This window comes from Sorangium sp. So ce693 (assembly GCF_051521375.1).
Classification (GTDB): domain Bacteria; phylum Myxococcota_A; class Polyangia; order Polyangiales; family Polyangiaceae; genus Sorangium; species Sorangium atrum.
The window spans coordinates 6719866-6739899 of record NZ_CP150347.1 but is presented as its reverse complement, the minus strand read 5'-3'; the positions used below and the strand labels follow the sequence as shown (position 1 = coordinate 6739899).

The following is a 20034-nucleotide window of genomic DNA, read 5'->3' as shown; positions in this document are numbered from 1 at the left end:
CCAGGTGTTCAGGGCGTGGCGCACCGGCGGAGCTCTTCGAGCGTCTTCGCGCGGGTAAGGCAGCCGAGCTCGCCAGGGTCCACCTTGCTCCCGACGAGCTCCCGCTTGCAGTCGGATGTCCACTCCGACGAGAGCCTCTCGCCCTCGCTGTCGATCACCACGGAGGCTTTCCCCGGGCCCCCTGGAGCGGTGGACCCCACCCGCTTTGCCTCCGCTGCCCATGCGGTGCGCATGCCCTCGCCGATCGCGCGGCAGTCTTCTTCAGATATCGTCTTGCGGCAGCCACCGAGGACCGCGCCCGCGAGCACGAGGAGGGTCACGGCGGCGCGCAGCGCGCCAGGCGAGCGCCTGCCCGCGCGAGCGAGTGATTGGCCAGCGCGAGGCCAGCAGCGCGGCCTGCGCGGGAGAGCTGTCTTCGGTTGGCGAGCAGGCCAGCCCACGGACTAGCTGTCGATGAAGCTCTTGAGCTGCTTCGAGCGGCTGGGGTGCCGGAGCTTGCGAAGCGCCTTCGCCTCGATCTGCCGGATGCGCTCGCGGGTGACCTCGAAGTCCTGACCGACCTCTTCGAGCGTGTGATCGCTCTTCTCGCCGATGCCGAAGCGCATCCGGAGCACCTTCTCCTCGCGCGGCGTCAGCGTCTTCAGGACCTTACGGGTCTGCTCCGCGAGGTTCATGTTGATCACGGCCTCCGCGGGCGAGATCACGCTCTTGTCCTCGATGAAGTCACCAAGGTGCGAGTCCTCTTCCTCGCCGATGGGGGTCTCGAGCGAGATCGGCTCCTTCGCGATCTTCAGGACCTTACGGACCTTGTCGAGCGGGAGCTCCATCTTCTCGGCGATCTCCTCGGGGGTCGGCTCGCGGCCGTACTCCTGCACGAGGTAGCGCGAGGTGCGGATCAGCTTGTTGATCGTCTCAATCATGTGGACCGGGATGCGGATCGTCCGCGCCTGGTCCGCGATCGCGCGGGTGATCGCCTGCCGGATCCACCACGTCGCGTACGTCGAGAACTTGTAGCCGCGCTTGTACTCGAACTTGTCGACGGCCTTCATGAGGCCGATGTTCCCTTCCTGGATGAGGTCCAGGAACTGGAGGCCGCGGTTCGTGTACTTCTTCGCGATGGAGACCACGAGGCGGAGGTTGGCCTCGACCAGCTCCGCCTTGGCGCGCTCCGCCATCCGCTCCCCCTCGCGGATGTTCTCGTAGGTATCGCGGATCGCCGCGACGTCGATGTTGAGCTCTTCCTCGACCTTCTTCAGGCCCTTCTGGGCGTTCTTGATGGTCGATTCGAAGTCGTTGAGCTCCTCGCGGTTGACGTTGAGCTTCTTGGCGAGCCGCCCCTCGAGCGCACGGTTGCCCTTCACCTTGATGAGCTCACGCTTGAGCTCGCCTTTCGAGAGCCCGGTGCGCCGCTCCAGCTCCGTCGCCCCCGCCTCCGCCTTCTCGACCTTCGAGATGAGGCTCTTCAGCTTCTGGACGATCTTGTCGATCGTCCGCTTGTTGAGGCGCATCTCCTCGAGCGTCGTCACGAGCTCGGCTGTCGCCTGCGTCACCTCGACGTCGATCTGCTTGCGGCGGACCTCCGTCTTCACCTCTTTGCGCTCCTCCAGGAGCTCCGCCTTCTTCTTGTCGACGCGCTTCACCTTGTCGATGAGGCGGATGATGCGCCGGTCGGCCTCCTCCTCGTCGAACTCCTGGTCGTCGTTCTCGGCGTCCTTGATGAGCTCCTTCACCCGGATCTTGTGCTTCCGGAGCTTCTCTCCGAGATCGATGATCTCGCGGACGGCGATGGGGGAGTCGAGGATGGCGGCGTTGACCTTCTGCTCGCCGATCTCGATCCGCTTCGCGATCTCGACCTCGCCCTCGCGGGTGAGCAGCGAGACGCTGCCCATCTTCCGGAGATACATCCGGACGGGGTCGTTCGACTTCGAGTAGTAGTCGACGTCCTCTTCCTCGCGGTCGGGCGTGACGACGAGCTTCTTCTCGCCCGCCTCCTCGTCCGCGATGCGCTTCGGCGCGATCTTCACCTGGGTCGCGCCGTCGACGATCTCGATGTCTTCGTCGCCGAGGGCGCCCACCACGTCGTCGAGCTGATCGGGCGCGACGTCCGCGGGGAGCGCGTCGTTCACCTCGTCATAGGTGAGAAAGCCTTTGCTCTTGCCGGTTTCGACGAGCTTTTCGAGCGTCTTCCGGTCCTTCTCCGACCGCTCGGCCCGGATGCCCGCGTCTCCTTTGTTGCTAGGGCGCGCCCCCCCCTCGGCGTGCCCGCGTGTCGATGCGTGCCGCGCGCCGTTCAGCGCGCCGCCCCCCGCCGCCCTCGCGACCCCGCCTGCCCGACCGGAAGATTGCTTGGCCTTGCTCGCCATTACCTCATGCTCCACTTACGGCGACCAGCTCGCCGCGACCGACAAGACACCCAATGACTCCGATAAACTCTAGGGATCACGCACGTCGGGCCGCCACGGCGAGGCGACCCGGAACGCATCAAGGAAGACCGAGACCCCCCGCTCTTCGCTGGAATAGCTCACGCAGCAAAGCGTTTTCAGCATCAGCGTCGACCGCGCTCTTCTGGAGCTGGCTCACGACGGCTGCTTTTTGGCGCGCCAGGGCTTGTCTGCTCAACTTTTGTGAATTCTCCAAGAGCGTCGCCTTGGCCGTTGAGGCCGCTTCGAAGACAGGCGAGACCAGCCGTCCAGCCGCGAATGAATGGATCGGAGCCGGGACTTGCGCAAGAAATTCGCTGGCGGCAAGACCCATTTCAAAAGTGAAATTTTGACGCGCCGCAACAATCGCCAGGGCGACGTCGCCTTCGAGGCACTCCAGCGCTGTCTGGAGATCGTCGTCGGCCAGAAGCTCAGGGAAATCGAGGATCGCGCCCAGGATCTCCAGGCTTACCTCCTGGATTTGAGCGCGTGATCGCGCGCGCTCCCACGTCTCGGTTGTCTGTCCGGACGGGATCACCTCGCGGGTTGGCTGGTTCCGTGGGCGGGAGAGGGATTCCTCGACGACGCGCTCCAGCTGCCGGAGGTCGTCCGGTGAGCGGCCGCCGATCACGAGCTTCGAGGAGAGGCGATCGGCGTAGAGCTTCGCCATCATCCTGAGGTTCGGGTCGTCTTCGTCGGCGAGCAGCGCGGTCACGGCGCGCACGCGGGCGAGCTGCTCGGGCAGCGACGAGCCTCCGAAGGTGTCGCCGTCGAGCGCCTCGTCGATGAGGTGCTCGAGCAGGCCGCGCGCCGCCTTGACGATGCGCGCGATCGCCTCCGGGCCGTGCTTGCGCGCGAGGTCGTCCGGATCGACGCCGGAAGGCAGCACGGCGACGCGCGCGCTCAGCCCCGCCTCGCGGCACGGGGCGCGCGCCGCGCGCGTGGCCTTCTTGCCGGCCGCGTCGCCGTCGAACAGCAGGATGACCGCGGGCGCGAAGCGCTTGATGAGCTTCGCCTGTCCGGGCGTGAAGGCGGTCCCGAGCGGAGCGATCGCCTGGCCGATGCCGCGCGCGTGGAGCGCGACGACGTCGAAGTTGCCCTCCACGAGGATCGCCTCGCCGCGCTGGCGGATCGACTGGCGCGCCTGGTGCAGCCCGAAGAGGTGCTCTCCCTTCGTGTAGATGGGCGACTCGGGGCTGTTGATGTACTTGGCCGGCGCGCCGTCGGCCTGCGGCGCAGGGCCGGTGAGGCCGAGCGACGAGAGCTCGGAAGGGCTGGGATCGGGCAGCGCGCGTCCGCTGAACGCGATCACCCGGCCCATCACGTCGGTGACGGCGAACATGAGCCGGTGGCGGAAGCGGTCGTAGTGTCCGCTCCCCGATGAGCGCGGCACGAGGAGCCCGACGCGCTCCGCGAGGACCGGAGAGACGCCTTGCTGTCGCAGGTACGTGGAGAGCCCGTCCCAGCCGAACGGGGCGTAGCCGATCCGGAACGCCTGGAGGGCGTCGGCGATCGGATCAACGGCTCCATCGCCGTCGCGGAGGGGCAGGCCGCGCCGCTGGAGCTCCTCGTGAGCGTAGCGCGCGAGCGGGTGAGGAGCGGTGCCCGGCCCCCCGCGGAGGCTGTGCTCGAAGAACGTCGCGGCGAGGTGGTTGACGGCGTAAAGGTCGTCCTTCGACCTGCGCGCCGCCTGCGCCTCGCGCCGCTCGGCCTCGGTCAGCGACTCCGCCACCTCGATGCCGGCGCGCTCGGCGAGCGCGCGGACCGCCTCGGCGAACGTCCGGCCTTCGAGCTTCATCACGAAGTCGATGGCGCTGCCGGTCTCCTTGCAGCCGAAGCAATGATAGAACCCGCGGTTCGGGCTCACGTGGAAGCTGGGCGTCTTCTCCTTGTGAAAGGGGCAGAGCCCGGTGAAGGAGTGCCCTCGGCGGGCGAGGCGCACGCTTTCGCCGATGAGCGCTACGAGATCCGTGCGCTCTTTCACGAGCGCGATCGTCTCCGGAGAGATCATGGGCTGCCTTGGGGGCTCCGTGGGTGCGGGGCCCGCAGATCATCACGGGTGGACTCAGACGGCGTGGCGGCGTCCGCGCCAGCGCCTCGGCGGTACGGGCAGCTCGCGAAGCGGGAGACCCCCCAGTCCCTCGCGGCCTGTGTGGAGACAAGTGTCCTGTGCGGCGGCCGCACGTGCAAGGCGGTAGCCGCCAGAGACGTCACTTCGGATCGGGGAACGGAGAGCCGGGCTTCTTGTGGTCCGTGAGGCTCTCGTCGGGCTGGGAAGCCTCGACCATCTCGTCAACAGGCGGCGCCTCGGCGTGCTCGGCCAGGAAGCGCGTGTCTTCGCGTACCATCGGAGGGGGCGGATCGCCGATGAGCTCGAGCTCGGTGGCGAGCCACTGCTCCTCTTCGATGAGCGCCCGGCGGCGCGGATCAGTCAGGTCGCCTTGCCAGTGGTCGAGCTCGGTGTCGACCTCCTTGAGCCGGAGGCGTACCCTCACGACGTCGACGTCATCCTTCACCGCGAAGCGCTCGGTGAGGAGCAGCGCGGTGTCGTCGGCGACCTCGACGAAGCCGTGATGGACGGCCAGGCGGTGCTCCTGGCCGTTCTGGTGGTAGGTCACGAGGCCGGTCCGGAGGGCGGCGAGCAGCGGGAGGTGACCCGGGAGCACACCGAACTCGCCGGCGACGCTCGGCGCGGTCACGTCCGTGACCTGCTCGCGCAGCGCGACGCCGGTCGGCGTCACGATCTCGAGGAGGATTGTGTCGGCCATGGCTGCGTCAGGACGCCCTCTGCGAAGCGCGAGCCTTCACGTCCTCGATGCCGCCCACCAGGTAGAAGTCCTGCTCCGCGACATGGTCGAGCTTGCCGTCGAGGATCTCCTCGAAGCCCGCGATCGTGTCCTTCAGCGGCACGAGCTTGCCCTCGAGGCCGGTGAACTGGGCGGCGACGAAGAACGGCTGCGACAGGAACTTCTGGATCTTGCGGGCGCGCGCCACGACGAGCTTGTCGTCCTCGCTGAGCTCGTCCATGCCGAGGATGGCGATGATGTCCTGGAGGTCCTTGTAGCGCTGCAGCGTCTGCTGGACGCGTCGCGCGACGGAGTAGTGCTTCTCGCCGACGATCTGGGGATCGAGCATCGTCGAGTTCGAGTCGAGCGGATCGACGGCCGGGTAGATGCCGAGCTCCGAGATCGCGCGCGAGAGAACGGTGGTGGCGTCGAGGTGGGCGAAGGCCGTGGCCGGCGCAGGGTCGGTCAGGTCGTCGGCAGGGACGTAGATCGCCTGGACGCTGGTGACGGAGCCCTTGGTCGTCGAGGTGATGCGCTCCTGGAAGGCGCCCATCTCCGTCGAGAGGGTCGGCTGGTAACCGACGGCGCTCGGGATGCGCCCGAGGAGCGCGCTGACCTCGGAGCCCGCCTGGGTGAACCGGAAGATGTTGTCCACGAACAGGAGGACGTCCTGCCCCTCCTCGTCGCGGAAGTGCTCGGCCACGGCGAGCGCCGAGAGCGCGACGCGAGCGCGAGCGCCCGGGGGCTCGTTCATCTGGCCGTAGATCAGCGCGGCCTTCGAGATGACGGGGCTCCCGTCCGCGAGCTTCGACTCGCTCATCTCGAGGAAGAGGTCGTTGCCCTCGCGCGTCCGCTCGCCGACGCCGGCGAAGACGGACACGCCGCCGTGCGCCTTCGCGACGTTGTTGATGAGCTCCAGGATGAGCACCGTCTTGCCGACGCCAGCGCCTCCGAAGAGGCCGATCTTGCCGCCCTTGCGGTAGGGGGCGATCAGGTCGATGACCTTGATGCCCGTCTCGAAGACCTCGACCTTGGTCGACTGCTCGATGAACGGGGGCGGCTCCCGGTGGATCGGCGCCAGCTTCTTCGCATGAACAGGCCCGGCTTCGTCGATCGGCACACCGACGACGTTCAGGATCCGGCCGAGGCACTCGTTGCCGACCGGCACCATGATGGGCTTGCCCGTGTCGCGGACTTCCATCCCGCGCACGAGGCCGTCGGTGGAGTCCATCGCGATCGTGCGCACCGACGACTCGCCGAGGTGCTGGGCGACCTCGAGCACGAGGTTGTCCGGCTCAGCCGAGATGCTCGGGTTGCTCAGCTTGAGCGCGTTCAGAATCTTGGGCAGCTGGCCAGCCGGGAAATCGACATCGACGACCGGTCCGATGACCTGGGTGATCTTTCCAACAACCATGGAGCGGGAGTCCTCCTCGTACGTGCTTTGACGAGTCGCGGGGCCCACTAGCACGGACCTGCGCGTCCGACTAGTGCCGTCTGCCAGAAATTCTGCGGGATTTTTGACAGCCGCTTCGCTGCGGACGCGCGGTATCGGGCGTGTTTTCCGGAGGCTGGGCTCCGCACGGGACGTCCGGGGGCGACGTCCATTCGCGGTGGTTCTCCGGCTCCAGCGAGGGAGAGCAGGCGCGCGGTGGGCGCTCAGCGTCCTGTGGAAGCGGCGATCCGCGCAAACGCCTCCACGCTGAGCGTCTCGCCGCGCGCGTCGAGCGAGATGCCGGCGTCCTTCGCGTGCCGCTCGAGCTCCTGGGCGGACCAGCCATAAAGGTTCTTCCAGGCGTTCCGGAGCGTCTTGCGGCGCGCCGAGAACGCGGCGCGCACGGCCGCGCGGAAGGCGTCCGTCTCCTCGGCGCGCCGCGGGCGCCACGGCGTCAGCACGACGACCGCCGAGTCGACCTCGGGCCTCGGGTAGAACGCGCCGGCGCGCGCGATCAGGAGGCGGCGCACGTCGAACGCGGCCTGCACGAAGACCGAGAGCGCGCCGTAGTCGGCGCTGCCCGGGGCGGCGACGAGGCGCTCCGCGACCTCGAGCTGCACCATGAACACCGCGCGATCGATCTGGTGCGCGACGGTGGTCGCCTGCTCGAGGAGCCGGCCCGTGATGTGGTACGGGAGGTTGCCCGCCACCGCGTGCGGCCGCGCGCGGCCGGAGAGCGCGCCGACCCAGTCCACCTGCGCTGCGTCGGCCTCGAGCAGCGTCAAGCGGCCTTCCTCGATCGGCCCAGCGAGCTGCTCGCGCAAGATCGGGACGAGGTCGCGATCGCGCTCGATGGCGACGACGTGCGCGGCGCGATCGAGGAGCGGCCGCGTGAGCGCGCCGAGCCCTGCTCCGATCTCGATCACCGCGCCGCCCTCCGTCGTCGTGGCCGCCTCGGCGATCCGGCGTGCCGCATCGACGTCGACGAGGAAGTTCTGCCCGAACCCCTTCTTCGGGGAGAGACCGCGTGTGCGCAAGAGCTCTGCGATGGCCATCTCTCGTCCTCAGATCTGCGGCGGGTGCGCCCCGTCGTGGGCTGCTTCTGCGGCTCTGCTCGGCGCGGCCGCCGCGCGCAGCCGCACCACGCGCACGCCGACCCTGCGGAGAACGGCTTCGCGGCGCGTCTGAGCCACCCGCGCGCGGATGAGCACCGCCTCGGCCGCGATCGGCGCGAGCTCCTGGAAGGCCTTGTTGGCGGGCGTGGGGCCGCTCTGCCCCTCGTCGCCGTCGCTCTCCTGCGGTCGCGGCGCCTCCCAGGGAGGGCCGAGCCCTGGCTCGAGATCCGGGAGCGTCCACACCACGTGGACCGCCTTCCGCGAGAGCCGACGCACGGCCTCCGAGAGCTGGCTCAGCTGTGCGTCGGCGGGAGGCGACGCGAGGACGTAGACCATGCTCGCGCGCGGCTTGACGCGCGCGATGTGCGTGAGCGACTCGGCGACCGCCACGGCGGGATCGCGCCGATCCGGCTCGGCGCGCGCGGGCGACTCGATGCCGTAGCTCGCGAGGTAGCGGCGCAGGGTCCGTTCGCGCTGCGAGCGCCCGAGCGGCGCCGGAGCCGAGAAAGGCGCACGCGCCCGCATCGACTCCGCGCGGGCCGCCAGCCGATCGATGTCGCCGCGGCGCAGATCGTCGAGGCCGCGCGCGTCGAGCGGCCTGAGGTGCTCGATGACGCGCGCCGCGACGTCCGGCTCGTCGAGCTCGCTCCGCTCCGCGTCGTACGTGCCGCACCCGACGGTGAGCGCTTGCGCGATCTTCTGGCCATGCCCTGGGCCGTGGTCGGGCGCGATCGTCACGCGCGGGCCTGGCGCCAGGATGATGAGCCCGACGCGATCACCGCGTCCGAGGTGCCTCGTCGCGATGGCCGCGGCCTCGTCGATCATGACATCGAGCGGAGCCCGGCCGAGCGGGCCCGCCCAGAGCTCCACGGCCGCGTCGACGAGGATCCAGACCACATCCCGCTCCTCGCGCTCGAACTCCCGCACGAGCAGTGTGCCCCGGCGCGCGCTCGCCTTCCACGCGATCTTCCGGAACGGGTCCCCCGGCTGGTGCTCTCGCAGCTCGCGCAGGTCGTCTCCTTCGCCGCGTACGCGCCCGGGCTTGCCTGAGGCAGCGAGGAGGTGACTGCGTCCTCCGCGCGGCTGCGTCAGGTAGGGCATGAAGGGCCGCGGGAGCACCTCGATGCCGTACGGGTTCGCGAAGGTCAGGGGTACCTCGAAGAGGCCCGGGGCGCCGTGCACCTCGAGCGCGAGCCCGTGGAGCCCGTGCTGCCCGACGCGCGGCGTTCGCACGATGACCTTCACCTTGAGCCGACCCGAGGCGGAGACTTCGCCGCGGTTCGGCTCGATGCGCACGTCGAGCTGCGACGACGCGATGGTGCGCAGCTTGACGTAGCGAGCCGCGAGGGTGTCGCGGTTCCGAACCTCGGCCTCGATCTCCACGGTGCCTCCCCGCGCAGAACGGAGGATTCGCCGCGAGCCGCCCCAGAGCATCTCGAACCCGGCCGCGCGGATGCGCGCCACCGACACCAGCGTCACGCCGCGGGCGAGCGCGATCGCGACAAGGATCGCCCCGCCCCAGCCGACGATCGCCGGCTCGCGCGCGATGAGCCCGGCGCCCATGACCGCGACGCCGGCGATGGCCAAGTGGGCGGCGGTGCGGGTGGGGTAGAGCTGCATGCGGATCTACGCCGGCCGCGCCGCGCGCCTGTACCCCACGCGCTGAACCGCCTCGTCGATGACCGTGTCGCGCGCCTTGGGGTCCACGTCGGCCTCGGGTACCAGCACGAGGCGATGGGCCAGCGTCGCTTGCGCCATGCCGCGCACGTCGTCCGGCGTGACGAACGGGCGCCCGCCGATCACCGCCGCCGCCTTGGCCGCCTGGACCAGCGCGAGCGTGGCCCGCGGCGATGCGCCGAGCAGCACGCGAGGGTGCGTGCGCGTGAACGCGGTGAGGTTCACCGCGTACTCGTACAGATCCTCCTCGACGTGGATCCTTCGCGCGACACCCTGCAGCATGAGGAGGTCCTGGACGGAGAGCGTCGCCCGCGCCCGCGGCGCCTCGACGTTGTGCGCGCGGAGCATCGCCACCTCGTCCTTGTGCTGCGGGTAGCCGAGGCTCACGCGGATGAGGAACCTGTCGATCTGCGCCTCGGGCAGCGGATAGGTCCCCTCCAGATCGATCGGGTTCTGTGTCGCGAGCACCATGAAGGGCGACGGCAACTCGAAGCGATCGCCTTCGATCGTCACCTGTCGCTCCTGCATCGCCTCGAGGAGGGCCGACTGGGTCTTCGCCGGGGCGCGGTTGATCTCGTCGGCGAGCACGAGGTTCGCGAAGATCGGACCGGGGCGCAGCGTGAAGGTCCCTTCCTTGGGCGACAGGACATAGGTCCCCGTGATGTCGGCGGGCAGGAGGTCGGGCGTGAACTGGATCCGCCGGACCGACGCGCCCAGCGCGGCTGCGAACGCCTTGACCAGCGTGGTCTTCGCGACGCCGGGGACGCCCTCCAGCAGCACGTGCCCCTGCGCGAGCAGGGCGGTGAGCATCAGATCGATCGCGCGCGACGATCCGATGTAAACGCGCGTGATCTCTCGCCGGACCGCCTCGATCCGCTCCTTGGCCGCGGAGATTTCGTCGACGGCGACGGCCTGCACCTGGTTCATCGAGCGCCTTTGTCTGAGTGGGGTGTTGCGAGCTTCGCGTCTGTCGGCGACGGGGGCGCCGTCGCAGGATCAGGGGGCGCGCCGGCGTGACGTCCGCGCGACGGTTTCCGGCCGTCGGCGCCGCAAGCGGCGAGGACGTTCCGCACGACGTCGGCGGCGTGCATGAGCGTGGGCCTGGACACGTTCGCCGGTTTGCCGGCGACGACGGACGCTTCGACTCGGTACATGGTGCCCAGAACATCCTTGAAGGCCGAGAGGGCTCGCTCGTCAAGAGATCCCTCTCGCGCGACCAGCCGCGTGACCGTCTCCTGCGCCGGATTCGCCTCCAGGCCGAACCGCAACGACAGCGCCTCGAACAGGGCGCTCTTCAGCTCGAGGAACGCGAGCCCTCGCGGGGAAGAGGGGGCGGCGAGGACGGCGACGCGCCCGGCTGCGCCTCCCTGCGCGACGAGCGGCGTCGGGCGGGCGTACCGGGGGAGCGGGCTCCGGTAGGGCCGTGCGGAGGCGCGCGCGGTCCAGATCGCGAGGCCGAGGCCGGCGAGCGCCGCGAGCGCGAGGAGGGCGCCGCCTGGAAGCCCGTCGCGGCGGGCGTCCTCGACGGCGCTCGCGAGCGCCTTGACGTGCGCGTCGAAGTCCTTGCGGAGCGACGTCTCGCCGCCGAACGAGCTCTCTTCATCGAACCGGTTCGCGACGATGTGGAGCCGCCCTCGGCGCGGCTCCGCCCCATCCTCGTCGACGAGGTAGCGGGTCAGGCCCGAGGCGAAGGCGCGGTTGCCGGGGTACCTGAGCATCATGTTCATCAGCGCGGACGGGTCGCCCATCGCGAAGAGCCGTCCCTTGCCGACCTGCCCGGCGACGGCGAGGATCACGTCCGGCTCGCTGACGGCGCGGATCCGCAGCACGGGCGAGAGGTTCGGATGCCGGAGGCCGGTCGCGTGGTTCGTGACGAGCCGCTCCACGTGGCTGACGACGGGGTGCCGGCCGACGGAGTGGCCCCCGACGGTGTCGGCGACCGGCTCCGCGATCGCGAGGGAGGGTCGGTTCCGGAGCGCGGCGAGCGGCCGGGCCGGCGTGGGGATGCGCTCGATCTGGAACCGCCTGAGCGTGTCGTCGCCGCGTCCGAAATCGTCGATGATGGCGAGCCGTCCCCCGGCCTTCATGAAAGAGGTCGTCTCGTCAGCGTCGAGCGTTTGCAGCGGGTGGAGGACCAGGATGCCGTCCTCGGGGCCGACCTGGCTCCAGTCGAGCACAGCGACGGGGTGGACCCTCGCGGCCCCCAGCTCCGCGCGCGCGATCTCGAGAAGCTCCGAGCAACCCTCCCAGCTCGGGTCGTTCACGTCGAAGGCGGCGCCTGCTGCTCGGGCGGGCGCGAGCAGCGCCATCAGTGCGACCAGCGCCGCCAGGAAGGAGCAGGATGTGACCTGCGAGCGCACCGGCCGACGCCGATCTTTCCGAACAAGTTCGGGAGCGGAGCCGGAACCGGCTCCAGGACCAGAAGCAGAACCCGACCCTGAGCCTGAGGAACATGCGTGCGCAAACCACGCGCCGTGCCGCGTCATGAGCGCCGCGAACATACCACTGTCGGCCCGACCGATAACCTTGACCCGCCATCCCACATTGCTAGATTCGCTTCTAAGAGCGGGGTGCTTTCTCGCAGACCTCGTTCCACCAATTCAGCCGAGCACTCTACGAGGTGGAGGGGTTAGTCGATGCTTCCTCCGTTCATCATCGAGCAAATACGGCAGCGCGAAGAAGAGAAGGATCGGTCCAGAAGAGAAGAAATTCGACCGCGCCTCGAGCTGCCGATCGAACGCTACCCTGCACCTCGTCGTCTTCCGGACTCGGAAGAGGACGATCCCAACCGGGGCGTCATCATCCTCGATCTGGGCTGACGCCACGGGTAGCACGCGCTCCCGCGTGAACCTCCCGGAGACGCCGCTCCAGCAAACGCGTTCTGGACGACGTACTTCCCCGACACTCATCGTTTTTCGCGAATTCCACGAAGTTGACGGCCGTGCATGCACGCGGATGTCGGCTCGGCGCTCGCACCGGGCTCGTCCGGCGAGGACGGTCGGCGACCGGCAAGAGCGTCCTTGCGCTGGCTGCGGTGGCCCCAAAGTTGTCCTCCGCGGACGTGCCGTGCGCGTGCGGGGTTGACCCCCACCAGGATCTTCGCCTAGGTTGCGCCCCCACTTCTGGCGCCGAGCACTGAACGAGCTACGCTCGGGCGCCTCCAGAGCAGGCCGTGCACAACGTGCGCACGGGCTCTTCCATATCGATCGAGGTTCTACAGATGGCCGTTCATATTCGCCTCGCCCGCGCGGGCACCAAGAAGACGCCCTTCTACCGCATCGTCGTCGCCGACCAGCGCAGCCCGCGCGGCGGCAGGTTCATCGAGCGGCTGGGCACGTACGACCCGCGCCGGACCGAGATCCGCCTCGATGTTCCCCGCGTGAGGCACTGGATCTCGAACGGCGCCCAGCCGACGCACACGGTGGCGCTGCTCCTGAAGCACCCTGGGCTGGCCCAGGCGGCCGCCCCCGCGGACGCCGCGAAGTAGCATGGCCTCGTCGACGTCTCCGCTGGTCGATCTCGTCGCGCTCGTTGCCCGCGCGCTCGTCGATCAGCCGGACCGGGTCGTCGTGCGCGAGGTCGCGGGAGATCGCTTCCCCCGGATCGAGCTGACGGTCGCGCGCGAGGATATCGGCAAGGTGATCGGCAAGGACGGGCGCACTGCGCAGTCGATCAGGACGTTGCTGAGCGCCGCCGCGAGCAAGTCGGGGCGCCGCGCGCACCTCGACATCCTCGACTGAGGCGAGCCCGACGTGGAGCGACGCTACGTTCCGGTCGCGGATGTCGCCCGTCCGCACGGCGTCCAGGGGGAGCTGCGGCTGCGCCTCTACAACGAGGCGTCCGACCTGCTCCTCACGCGCCCTCCGATCAGGCTGCGCCTTCCCGACGGCTCTGCGCGCGACGCGAAGATCGTCGCGACGCGGCCCGTCGACAAGGCGCTGCTCGTGCGGATCGCCGGGATCGACGATCGGGACGCGGCCGAGGCGCTGCGCGGAGCGACGGTGTGCGTGCCGCGGGATGCGTTCGCGCCGCTCTCCGAGGGCGAGTTCTACGCCTGCGACGTCGAGGGGGCGCGCGTGATGACGCCCGATGGCGGCCTGCTCGGGCACGTGAAATCGCTCCAGTCGTACCCGACCTGCGACGTGCTCGTCGTGGAGAGGCAGGGCGCAGATTCCATCGAGATCCCGCTGACCGAGAGCTTCGTCAGCAGCGTGGACGCGGAGCGGCAGGTCGTCCAGCTGGCGACGCTGGAAGGCCTCGTCTGAGCCGCCGCTCCACGCAAGGGAGCCCGCCTCGGCAAGTTTGATGCGCATCGACGTAGTCACCCTGTTTCCGGAGCTGTTCGAGGGGTTCCTGGCGATCGGCATGGTCGGGCGCGCGCTCGCGTCGGGCGCGCTTGCCGTGCGGACGCGCAGCCCGCGTGAGTTTGGCATCGGCCGGCACCGGAGCGTGGATGACACGCCTTACGGCGGCGGCTCCGGCATGGTGATGCGCGTCGACTGCATCGTCCGCTGCATGGAGGCGCTCGACGAGGCCGCCGCCGAAGGCGACGCGCCGAACCCGCCTCCCGGGGCCGAGGCGGGAGGGGCCTCGGTGCCTCTGCCGCGCGCGCACCGGGTGCTGCTCACGCCGCAGGGGCAGCCTTTCCGTCAGGAGAAGGCCATCGAGCTCGCGGCGCGCCCTGCCGTCGCGCTCGTTTGCGGTCGCTACGAGGGGTTCGACGAGCGGGTCCGCGCGTTCGTAGACGAGGAGATCTCGCTCGGCGACTTCGTGATGACCGGCGGCGAGGTTGCGGCGATGGCGGTGATCGATGCGTGCGTGCGCTTGCTCCCAGGGGTGCTCGGAAACGCTGTGTCGGCGGAGCACGAGTCGCACAGCCCGGCGCTTTCAGGGCTCCTAGAGTACCCGCAGTACACCCGTCCCGTGGAGTTCCGTGGGCACAAGGTGCCCGACGTGCTGCAGCAAGGAAACCACGCGGCCATCGCGCGCTGGCGACGAGCGGAGGCCGAGCTGCGCACCGCCGAGCGCAGGCCCGACCTCTGGCGCAAGGCGCGGGGGGGAGAGCCGCCCCCGGATGAGAGCGGCGAGGTCCGGCGATGAGGCTCGCGCTGGCGCTCGTTCACTACCCCGTGCTCGACCGGTCCGGGGAGACGGTGACCACGGCGATCACGAACCTCGACCTGCACGACATGGCGCGGAGCGCGCGCACGTACGGGGCCGAGCGGCTCTTCGTCGTTCATCCGGTCGCCGCTCAGCGCGCGCTGGCAGAGCGGATCAGGGAACACTGGGTGATCGGCTCCGGCAAGCGCCGGATCCCGGATCGCGCTGTCGCGCTCGATGTGCTGAGCGTGGTCTCCAGCCTGGACGACGTGTACTCGGCGCTGAGCAGCGCAGGCCGGGGCGGCGTCGAGGTCTGGACGACCGCGGCGGCCTCGCGAGGGCTCCCGGTGACGAGCTACGCAGCGACCCGGGCGCGCCTCGCGCAGGCGAGCGATCCGGTGGTGATCCTGTTCGGCACAGGCTGGGGCCTCGCGCCCGAGGTCATCGCCGATGCCGACGTCCGCATCGAGCCGATCAGGGCGGAGGCGAGCACCGGCTACAACCACCTGAGCGTGCGCGCCGCGTGCGCGATCACGCTCGATCGGCTGCTCGGCGACCGGAACACCGGGTGATCCCGCGTGGCGCGCGGTCGTCGAGCGTGGATCCAGCACCGCCGCGCGCCCTTCCGGTCCATCCTCCTGCGATGAGCGAGTGCGATGCCCATCGTGCCGCCGGGGAGGCGAGCGCGGCGCGAACGACGCCCGACCGGCTGGTGCGCGAGCAGGCGCTCGCGCTCGGCTTCGATGTCGTGGGCGTCGCGCGCGCCGACGAGCCGCTCGGGGTCGAGCACGCACGGTATCTGGAGTTCGTCGCGCGCGGCATGCACGGGGAGATGGGTTACCTCGCGGACTACGCGGAGCAGCGGCGCCGGCTGGACACCGGCGCGATCCTCGAAGGAGCGCGCTCGGTCGTGTGCGTCGGCCGCAGGTATGCCCGGCCCAAGGAGAGCGAGCGGCGCGACCCGCCGCTCGCGCAGAGCGTCGCGCGGTACGCGCGCGGGCAGGACTACCACAACCACCTGAAGCGGCGGCTCCGGCGGCTCGCAGCGTTCATCCGATCGCTCGCGCCATCCGTGCTCGCGCGGCCGCTCTGCGACGTCGAGCCGGTGATGGAGCGCGTCTGGGCGGCGCGCTCCGGCATCGGCTTCGTCGGCAAGAACGGGCTGATCATCACGCCGGGGCAGGGGAGCTACCAGCTGCTCGGCGAGGTGGTCACCACGCTGGAGCTCGTCCCCGACGTGCCCATCGCGGAGCGCTGCGGCTCGTGCACGCGCTGCCTCGACGCGTGCCCGACACAGGCGTTCGACGCGCCCTTCGTGCTCGATCCGCGGCGCTGCGTCGCGTACCTGACGATCGAACAGAGGAGCGCGCCGGCCGAGGCGCTGCGGTCCGGCATGGGTGAGCACCTCTTCGGCTGCGACGTCTGCCAGGAGGTCTGCCCCTTCAACAGGACCGCGCCCCCGCCGCTCGAGCGCACCGCGCCGTTCCATCCTCTGGCCCGATGGGAAGCGCGGGACGTCGACGACCTCGTGTCGCTCGACGAGCAAGCGTTCGACGCGCTGACCGTCGGGACGCCGGTCCGGCGCGCGCGACGCGGCGGGCTCGCCCGAAACGCGACGATCGTCGCTGCGAACCGGCTGGCGAGCGGCGCGGAGGGCGCGGCCGCAGCGAGCGCGAAGCGCGCGCTCGTCGCGGCGCTCGCCCATGACGACGCCTCGGTGCGCGCCGTCGCCGCGTGGGGGATGAGCCACGCAGGAGGCGGCGAGCCGGCGAGCCCGGGCATGCCGAGGCCTGATGGGCCGATCGAGGATCCCGGTGCAGGTTGAGGCGCGCCGCCCGCCGCGATCGAGCGCGGCGCGGAAGCGCGGCGCTGCTCGGGCGCTCTTCGCGGGCGCGCGATGATCCGCTACGGTGTCCGCCGGCAAGGCGCCGCGCGCACGAGCACCAACGTGGATCTCCCCTCCAGGCTCCGAGCGCTCCTCGACGATCTACGCCGGCACGATTCCGTCCTCTGGCGGCGGGCAGTCGACGCCGGGGTGACCTACGGCCCGGACCTCCTCGTCCGGCACAGCCCTGCTTTGTTCGGGCTCGTCGTCGGGGCGGTGTTGCCCGAGCAGCGGCGGGCCGTCCGCAGGAACCTGCGGCTGGCGCTGGGCGAGCGGGGGACGCTCGACGAGTACCGCGACGTCGCCCGGGTGTTCATCAACTTCGCCAGCTGTCTCACGGACGCGTTCATCGCGGGCAGCAGCCGGCCCGATCGGCTCACCGGCCTGTGCGTGAACGACGAGCACTTCACGAACGCGTTCCGGCGGGGCCTCGGCGTGATCGTCGTCACGGCGCACACCGGCGGCTGGCAGGCCGCCGCGCCGCTGCTGCGATCGGTGCACGCCGCCGACGTGCTCATCGTGATGCAGCGCGAGCGCGACCAGCGAGCGCAGGCCATCCAGGACGGCACGCGAGATCGGGTCGGCGTACGGATGCAGCACGTCGCCGACGATCCGCTCGCGGTGCTCCCGCTGCTCGCGCACCTCAGGCGGCAGGGCGTCGTGGCCATCCAGATCGATCGGCTTCCGTCCGGGATGCGCGGGCGCGACGTCGAGCTCTTCGGGCGGCCCTGGCGCGTCCCGGAGGGCCCGCTTCAGCTCGCGGCAGCCAGCGGCGCGCCGATCGTCCCCGTGTTCACGCGGAGGACCGGCTTCATGGAGTACGAGATCTGCATCGCGCCGCCCATCTCGCTCCCCCGCAAGCCAGGATCGTCCGAGCTCGACGTGGCAGCGCGGCAGATCACGGCGGAGATGGAGCGTTTCCTCCGGGACAACCCGACGCAGTGGTTCCACTTCGAATAAATCAAGGATTTTGCTCCCCAAATGAGAAATCGCGCCGCCGTCGGGCACGCGCTGCATCGGAGCGCAAGCTGGGTTAAGAGTCCGCGCTGATGGCCCGCCTCCTCGTCGGACTGCCCTCGCTCAAGGGCGATATCCAGAAGTACAAAGATCGCTTCGATCTGGTCGAGCTCCGCCCGCTCGATACGTCGCTGCCTCGCGCGACGACCCTGCGCAAATGGCGCAAGGCGGTGCCGCCGGGCTTCGTCTTCAGCGTGGTGCTGCCGCGCGTGGTCGGCGAGCTCGCCGGCGGGCGCGAACTCGACGAGGCGCTCTCGGCCTCGCTCGAGGTGGCGGCCGTGCTCGAGGCGCGGTGCGTCCTGCTCCAGACGCCGGCCTCGCTCCGGCCGACGGCGAGCAACCGCAAGAAGCTCGCGGCGCTCTTCGAGCGCCTGCCCGCCGAAGGGGTCGTGCGCTGTTGGGAGCCCTCCGGGATCTGGGAGCGCGACGACATCGTCGCGACCGCGCGCGCCGCGAAGGTCATCCCTGTGCTCGACGTCGCCCGCGACGCGCCGCCGCCCGGGCCGATCGTCTATACGCGGCTGCGCGCGCTCGGGCGGTCCTCGTCGATGGGAGCGGCCGCGCTCGAGCGGGTCGCCGAGCGTCTGCGCGGACGGCGTGAGGTGTTCCTGGTCGTCGAGGGCGACCGCGCGCCGCAGATCAAGTCGCTGCTCGCGGCGGCGCTCGCGCGCACGCCCGATCGCTCGACGGCGTCGGCTGTGGTAAGGCCGACCATGCCCATGCCCAGCACCCTCGTCGCCGAGGACGAGGAGCAGTGATCCGCGGCGCGGCAGCCACCGCGAGCGACGCCTTTGCGGCTTCGGCCGCTCGGGCCGCGCTCGAGTCCTCCGGCAGCGCGATCGACGCGATCGTCGCCGGCTTCTTCGCAGCGGCTGGAGCGCAGCCCGACGTGCTGCTGGCGCCCGCCGTCGCGCTGGCGGCCGGTGTCGGCGTGGGCGCGAGGGCGTTCGATGGACGGGCGATCCAGCCTGGGCGCGGCGCGCCGCGGCCGCGCGGGTTCGTCGACGGGCAGAGCGTCCCGGAGGCCGCGCACGTCGCTGTTCCGCGCTCGCTCGGCATGCTGGTCCTGCTGCACGGCTACCTCGGACGCGCGCGGCTCCGTGAGCTGGTTCGCTCCGGTGTGGCCGCGGCCGAGCGCGCGGGCGCGAGCGGGCGCGCTGCGCTGCTCCGCGAGGTCGGCTCGCTGGGCGCGGTGGCGCTCCGGGCGCGTGATGTGGAGCGGGCGCTGCTGGCCGTCGGCGGGTCGGTCGCAGGGGGGACGCTGACCGCCGAAGACATCGCTGAAGCGGTGCCCGCCGAGGTGGAGGCCGTGTCGACCACGATCGCGGAGGGCGCGACCGCGCTCCAGGCGCCCTGGCCGGTCGGGGACGTGGCGCGACCGACGGACGCCATCGTCGCCTGCGACGGCTGGGGCACGGTCGCAGCGCTCGCCTACACGCGCACCGACGATGGCATCACCGTCCCCGAGCTCGAGATCGTGCTCGGCCGCGACGCCGTCCCGGTGCGCCGCGGGATCACGCGCCTCGCTCCCGGTACGCCCCTGCCCGCGGCCGCGCCGATCGGGATCCTGCAGCGCGGCGCCTTCGCGGCTGCGATCGCGCTCGCAGGCAAGCCCACGATCGAGGTGAACGTCCTCACCGCGCTTCTCGGCGGCACCGCGCTCGAGGCTGCCCTTCATGACGTCCGCACGCAGCAGGGAGCCAGCGCCGCCATCGCCGTCCTGCGCGACGAGCGCGACGCGCGCACGGCCAACCTCGCAGCTGGCTTCATGGCCGGGGCAGGGACGCAGCCGGCAGAGGGGTGAGGCGCAGCGGGCGTCGGTCGGCCGAAGCGGAGATCGGCCGGCCACGTGGCTGCCGTAAGCCGCCGCAGCGCGGGCCATCGAGGGCGCCGTGGAGGAGCGCTGATGCAGCGAGGCGCGGCGAGCCGCTGCGCAACGTGCGCTGCGTCCGACGCCTGCCAGCTCGCGCCGGCTGCATACGCCGCGTGCCGTCACGCACGCGGCGCTTCTAGGGCTGGAGATGGATGGAGGCGAGCCCCGAGAGGGGGAGAACAGAGCGCGGCGCGCATCCAGCCGCGAAGCGGCGGCCGACATTCAGGTCGGCCGCCGCGCCGACGCTGGGCCTAGAGCGCGACGCCGTAGCGCTTTGCGTAGGCGACAACGCCGATCTTGTCGATCGTGCGGATGTCGCGCGTCGTGAGGTTGAGCTTCACGAAGCGGTTGAGCTCGGGGACCCAGACGCGCCGCGTCTGGATGTTCACGAGCTGCCAGCGCTTGGTCTTGATGTTGGAGTGGGAGACGTTCTGCGCCAGAAGCTTCCGCTTCCCAGTGATGTCGCTCTTCGCCATGACGTCCTCGGTTGGAAGGGGCCCTGCCTCGGTGCCCCGACCGTAAATCGAACTAGCTGGCCGGGCGCACGCCCTGCGCGGGGGAGCAGGGGGGCTCGGGAGCGCGGGAAAGTGAAGGAAGCCGGGGGACATGTCAAGCGTCCTCCGGGGGTCACTGCCGCAGCGGACTGGAAATCTCCATCGGCGAGGTCGAGCGCGCGCTGTTGCCGGCCGGATGCAGGAAGGGATGGGGGAGGGCTCGGGTCGCAACCCG

General features: G+C 70.5%; 20 protein-coding genes. 10 read left to right on the top strand and 10 right to left on the bottom strand.

Annotation, left to right across the window (positions count from 1 at the left end):
• Nucleotides 1-8: 8 nt before the first annotated feature.
• From WMF14_RS24990 to WMF14_RS24950, 9 genes are all read right to left on the bottom strand, one after another.
• Nucleotides 9-320: a hypothetical protein gene (locus tag WMF14_RS24990; RefSeq protein WP_272093369.1), complete on the bottom strand. Its 312-nt coding sequence runs from the start codon at nt 318-320 to the stop codon at nt 9-11.
• Nucleotides 321-443: 123 nt separating this feature from the next.
• Nucleotides 444-2363, bottom strand: coding sequence for an RNA polymerase sigma factor RpoD (rpoD, locus tag WMF14_RS24985; RefSeq protein WP_437301468.1), 1920 nt, complete (start codon nt 2361-2363; stop codon nt 444-446).
• A gap of 118 nt (nt 2364-2481) precedes the next feature.
• Nucleotides 2482-4431 (bottom strand): DNA primase, encoded by a 1950-nt coding sequence (gene dnaG / locus WMF14_RS24980; RefSeq protein WP_272093368.1) that lies wholly within the window; start codon nt 4429-4431, stop codon nt 2482-2484.
• Between the two features lie 199 nt (nt 4432-4630).
• Nucleotides 4631-5188, bottom strand: coding sequence for an ATP synthase F1 subunit epsilon (gene atpC / locus WMF14_RS24975; protein ID WP_272093367.1), 558 nt, complete (start codon nt 5186-5188; stop codon nt 4631-4633).
• A 7-nt stretch (nt 5189-5195) separates the two neighbouring features.
• Nucleotides 5196-6620 (bottom strand): F0F1 ATP synthase subunit beta, encoded by a 1425-nt coding sequence (gene atpD / locus WMF14_RS24970; RefSeq protein WP_272093366.1) that lies wholly within the window; start codon nt 6618-6620, stop codon nt 5196-5198.
• 242 nt (nt 6621-6862) lie between these two features.
• Nucleotides 6863-7693 carry a 16S rRNA (adenine(1518)-N(6)/adenine(1519)-N(6))-dimethyltransferase RsmA gene (rsmA, locus tag WMF14_RS24965; RefSeq protein WP_272093365.1) on the bottom strand — a complete coding sequence of 277 codons (831 nt, stop codon included), beginning with the start codon at nt 7691-7693 and terminating at the stop codon, nt 6863-6865.
• 9 nt (nt 7694-7702) lie between these two features.
• Nucleotides 7703-9373 (bottom strand): DUF58 domain-containing protein, encoded by a 1671-nt coding sequence (locus WMF14_RS24960; protein ID WP_272093364.1) that lies wholly within the window; start codon nt 9371-9373, stop codon nt 7703-7705.
• Nucleotides 9374-9379: 6 nt separating this feature from the next.
• Nucleotides 9380-10357 carry an AAA family ATPase gene (locus WMF14_RS24955; RefSeq protein WP_437322495.1) on the bottom strand — a complete coding sequence of 326 codons (978 nt, stop codon included), beginning with the start codon at nt 10355-10357 and terminating at the stop codon, nt 9380-9382.
• Nucleotides 10354-11790 (bottom strand): DUF4350 domain-containing protein, encoded by a 1437-nt coding sequence (locus WMF14_RS24950; protein ID WP_272093362.1) that lies wholly within the window; start codon nt 11788-11790, stop codon nt 10354-10356. The genes WMF14_RS24955 and WMF14_RS24950 overlap by 4 nt, the downstream gene beginning before the upstream one ends.
• Nucleotides 11791-12066: 276 nt before the next feature.
• Between WMF14_RS24950 and WMF14_RS24945 the strand changes: the two genes are divergently transcribed.
• From WMF14_RS24945 to WMF14_RS24900, 10 genes are all read left to right on the top strand, one after another.
• Nucleotides 12067-12249: a hypothetical protein gene (locus WMF14_RS24945; RefSeq protein ID WP_157906850.1), complete on the top strand. Its 183-nt coding sequence runs from the start codon at nt 12067-12069 to the stop codon at nt 12247-12249.
• Nucleotides 12250-12650: 401 nt separating this feature from the next.
• Entirely contained in the window at nt 12651-12917 is a 267-nt protein-coding gene (gene rpsP, locus WMF14_RS24940) for a 30S ribosomal protein S16 (protein ID WP_012237071.1), read from the top strand.
• 1 nt (nt 12918) lies between these two features.
• Nucleotides 12919-13170 carry a KH domain-containing protein gene (locus tag WMF14_RS24935; RefSeq protein WP_012237070.1) on the top strand — a complete coding sequence of 84 codons (252 nt, stop codon included), beginning with the start codon at nt 12919-12921 and terminating at the stop codon, nt 13168-13170.
• Between the two features lie 12 nt (nt 13171-13182).
• On the top strand, nt 13183-13695 hold the full coding sequence (rimM, locus tag WMF14_RS24930) for a ribosome maturation factor RimM (protein ID WP_272093361.1): 513 nt from the start codon (nt 13183-13185) through the stop codon (nt 13693-13695).
• Between the two features lie 40 nt (nt 13696-13735).
• Nucleotides 13736-14530, top strand: a complete 795-nt coding sequence (gene trmD / locus WMF14_RS24925; protein ID WP_437790060.1) for a tRNA (guanosine(37)-N1)-methyltransferase TrmD — start codon at nt 13736-13738, stop codon at nt 14528-14530.
• Nucleotides 14527-15102, top strand: a complete 576-nt coding sequence (locus tag WMF14_RS24920; protein WP_437790059.1) for an RNA methyltransferase — start codon at nt 14527-14529, stop codon at nt 15100-15102. Before trmD ends, WMF14_RS24920 begins: the two co-directional genes overlap by 4 nt.
• Nucleotides 15103-15173: 71 nt before the next feature.
• The gene (queG, locus tag WMF14_RS24915) at nt 15174-16355 is read left to right on the top strand and encodes a tRNA epoxyqueuosine(34) reductase QueG (protein ID WP_437790057.1); all 1182 of its coding nucleotides are present in this window, start codon (nt 15174-15176) and stop codon (nt 16353-16355) included.
• A 72-nt stretch (nt 16356-16427) separates the two neighbouring features.
• A complete protein-coding gene (locus WMF14_RS24910; protein WP_272093357.1) occupies nt 16428-17375 on the top strand; it encodes a lysophospholipid acyltransferase family protein in 948 nt (315 codons plus the stop codon).
• A gap of 89 nt (nt 17376-17464) precedes the next feature.
• On the top strand, nt 17465-18190 hold the full coding sequence (locus tag WMF14_RS24905; protein ID WP_272093356.1) for a DUF72 domain-containing protein: 726 nt from the start codon (nt 17465-17467) through the stop codon (nt 18188-18190).
• Nucleotides 18187-19236: a hypothetical protein gene (locus WMF14_RS24900; RefSeq protein WP_272093355.1), complete on the top strand. Its 1050-nt coding sequence runs from the start codon at nt 18187-18189 to the stop codon at nt 19234-19236. Before WMF14_RS24905 ends, WMF14_RS24900 begins: the two co-directional genes overlap by 4 nt.
• Before the next feature lie 320 nt (nt 19237-19556).
• Here the strand turns inward: WMF14_RS24900 and rpmB are convergent, their stop codons facing one another.
• Nucleotides 19557-19781, bottom strand: coding sequence for a 50S ribosomal protein L28 (rpmB, locus tag WMF14_RS24895; protein ID WP_012237062.1), 225 nt, complete (start codon nt 19779-19781; stop codon nt 19557-19559).
• Nucleotides 19782-20034: the final 253 nt, after the last annotated feature.

Excerpts from the sequence above, each read along its gene's own strand:
- rpoD (WP_437301468.1), bottom strand. The coding sequence starts at position 2,363 with ATGGCGAGCAAGGCCAAGCAATCTTCCGGTCGGGCAGGCGGGGTCGCG.
- dnaG (WP_272093368.1), bottom strand. The coding sequence starts at position 4,431 with ATGATCTCTCCGGAGACGATCGCGCTCGTGAAAGAGCGCACGGATCTC.
- atpC (WP_272093367.1), bottom strand. The coding sequence starts at position 5,188 with ATGGCCGACACAATCCTCCTCGAGATCGTGACGCCGACCGGCGTCGCG.
- atpD (WP_272093366.1), bottom strand. The coding sequence starts at position 6,620 with ATGGTTGTTGGAAAGATCACCCAGGTCATCGGACCGGTCGTCGATGTC.
- rsmA (WP_272093365.1), bottom strand. The coding sequence starts at position 7,693 with ATGGCCATCGCAGAGCTCTTGCGCACACGCGGTCTCTCCCCGAAGAAG.
- WMF14_RS24960 (WP_272093364.1), bottom strand. The coding sequence starts at position 9,373 with ATGCAGCTCTACCCCACCCGCACCGCCGCCCACTTGGCCATCGCCGGC.
- WMF14_RS24955 (WP_437322495.1), bottom strand. The coding sequence starts at position 10,357 with ATGAACCAGGTGCAGGCCGTCGCCGTCGACGAAATCTCCGCGGCCAAG.
- WMF14_RS24945 (WP_157906850.1), top strand. The coding sequence starts at position 12,067 with ATGCTTCCTCCGTTCATCATCGAGCAAATACGGCAGCGCGAAGAAGAG.
- rpsP (WP_012237071.1), top strand. The coding sequence starts at position 12,651 with ATGGCCGTTCATATTCGCCTCGCCCGCGCGGGCACCAAGAAGACGCCC.
- WMF14_RS24935 (WP_012237070.1), top strand. The coding sequence starts at position 12,919 with ATGGCCTCGTCGACGTCTCCGCTGGTCGATCTCGTCGCGCTCGTTGCC.
- trmD (WP_437790060.1), top strand. The coding sequence starts at position 13,736 with ATGCGCATCGACGTAGTCACCCTGTTTCCGGAGCTGTTCGAGGGGTTC.
- WMF14_RS24920 (WP_437790059.1), top strand. The coding sequence starts at position 14,527 with ATGAGGCTCGCGCTGGCGCTCGTTCACTACCCCGTGCTCGACCGGTCC.
- queG (WP_437790057.1), top strand. The coding sequence starts at position 15,174 with ATGAGCGAGTGCGATGCCCATCGTGCCGCCGGGGAGGCGAGCGCGGCG.
- WMF14_RS24910 (WP_272093357.1), top strand. The coding sequence starts at position 16,428 with ATGATCCGCTACGGTGTCCGCCGGCAAGGCGCCGCGCGCACGAGCACC.
- WMF14_RS24905 (WP_272093356.1), top strand. The coding sequence starts at position 17,465 with ATGGCCCGCCTCCTCGTCGGACTGCCCTCGCTCAAGGGCGATATCCAG.
- rpmB (WP_012237062.1), bottom strand. The coding sequence starts at position 19,781 with ATGGCGAAGAGCGACATCACTGGGAAGCGGAAGCTTCTGGCGCAGAAC.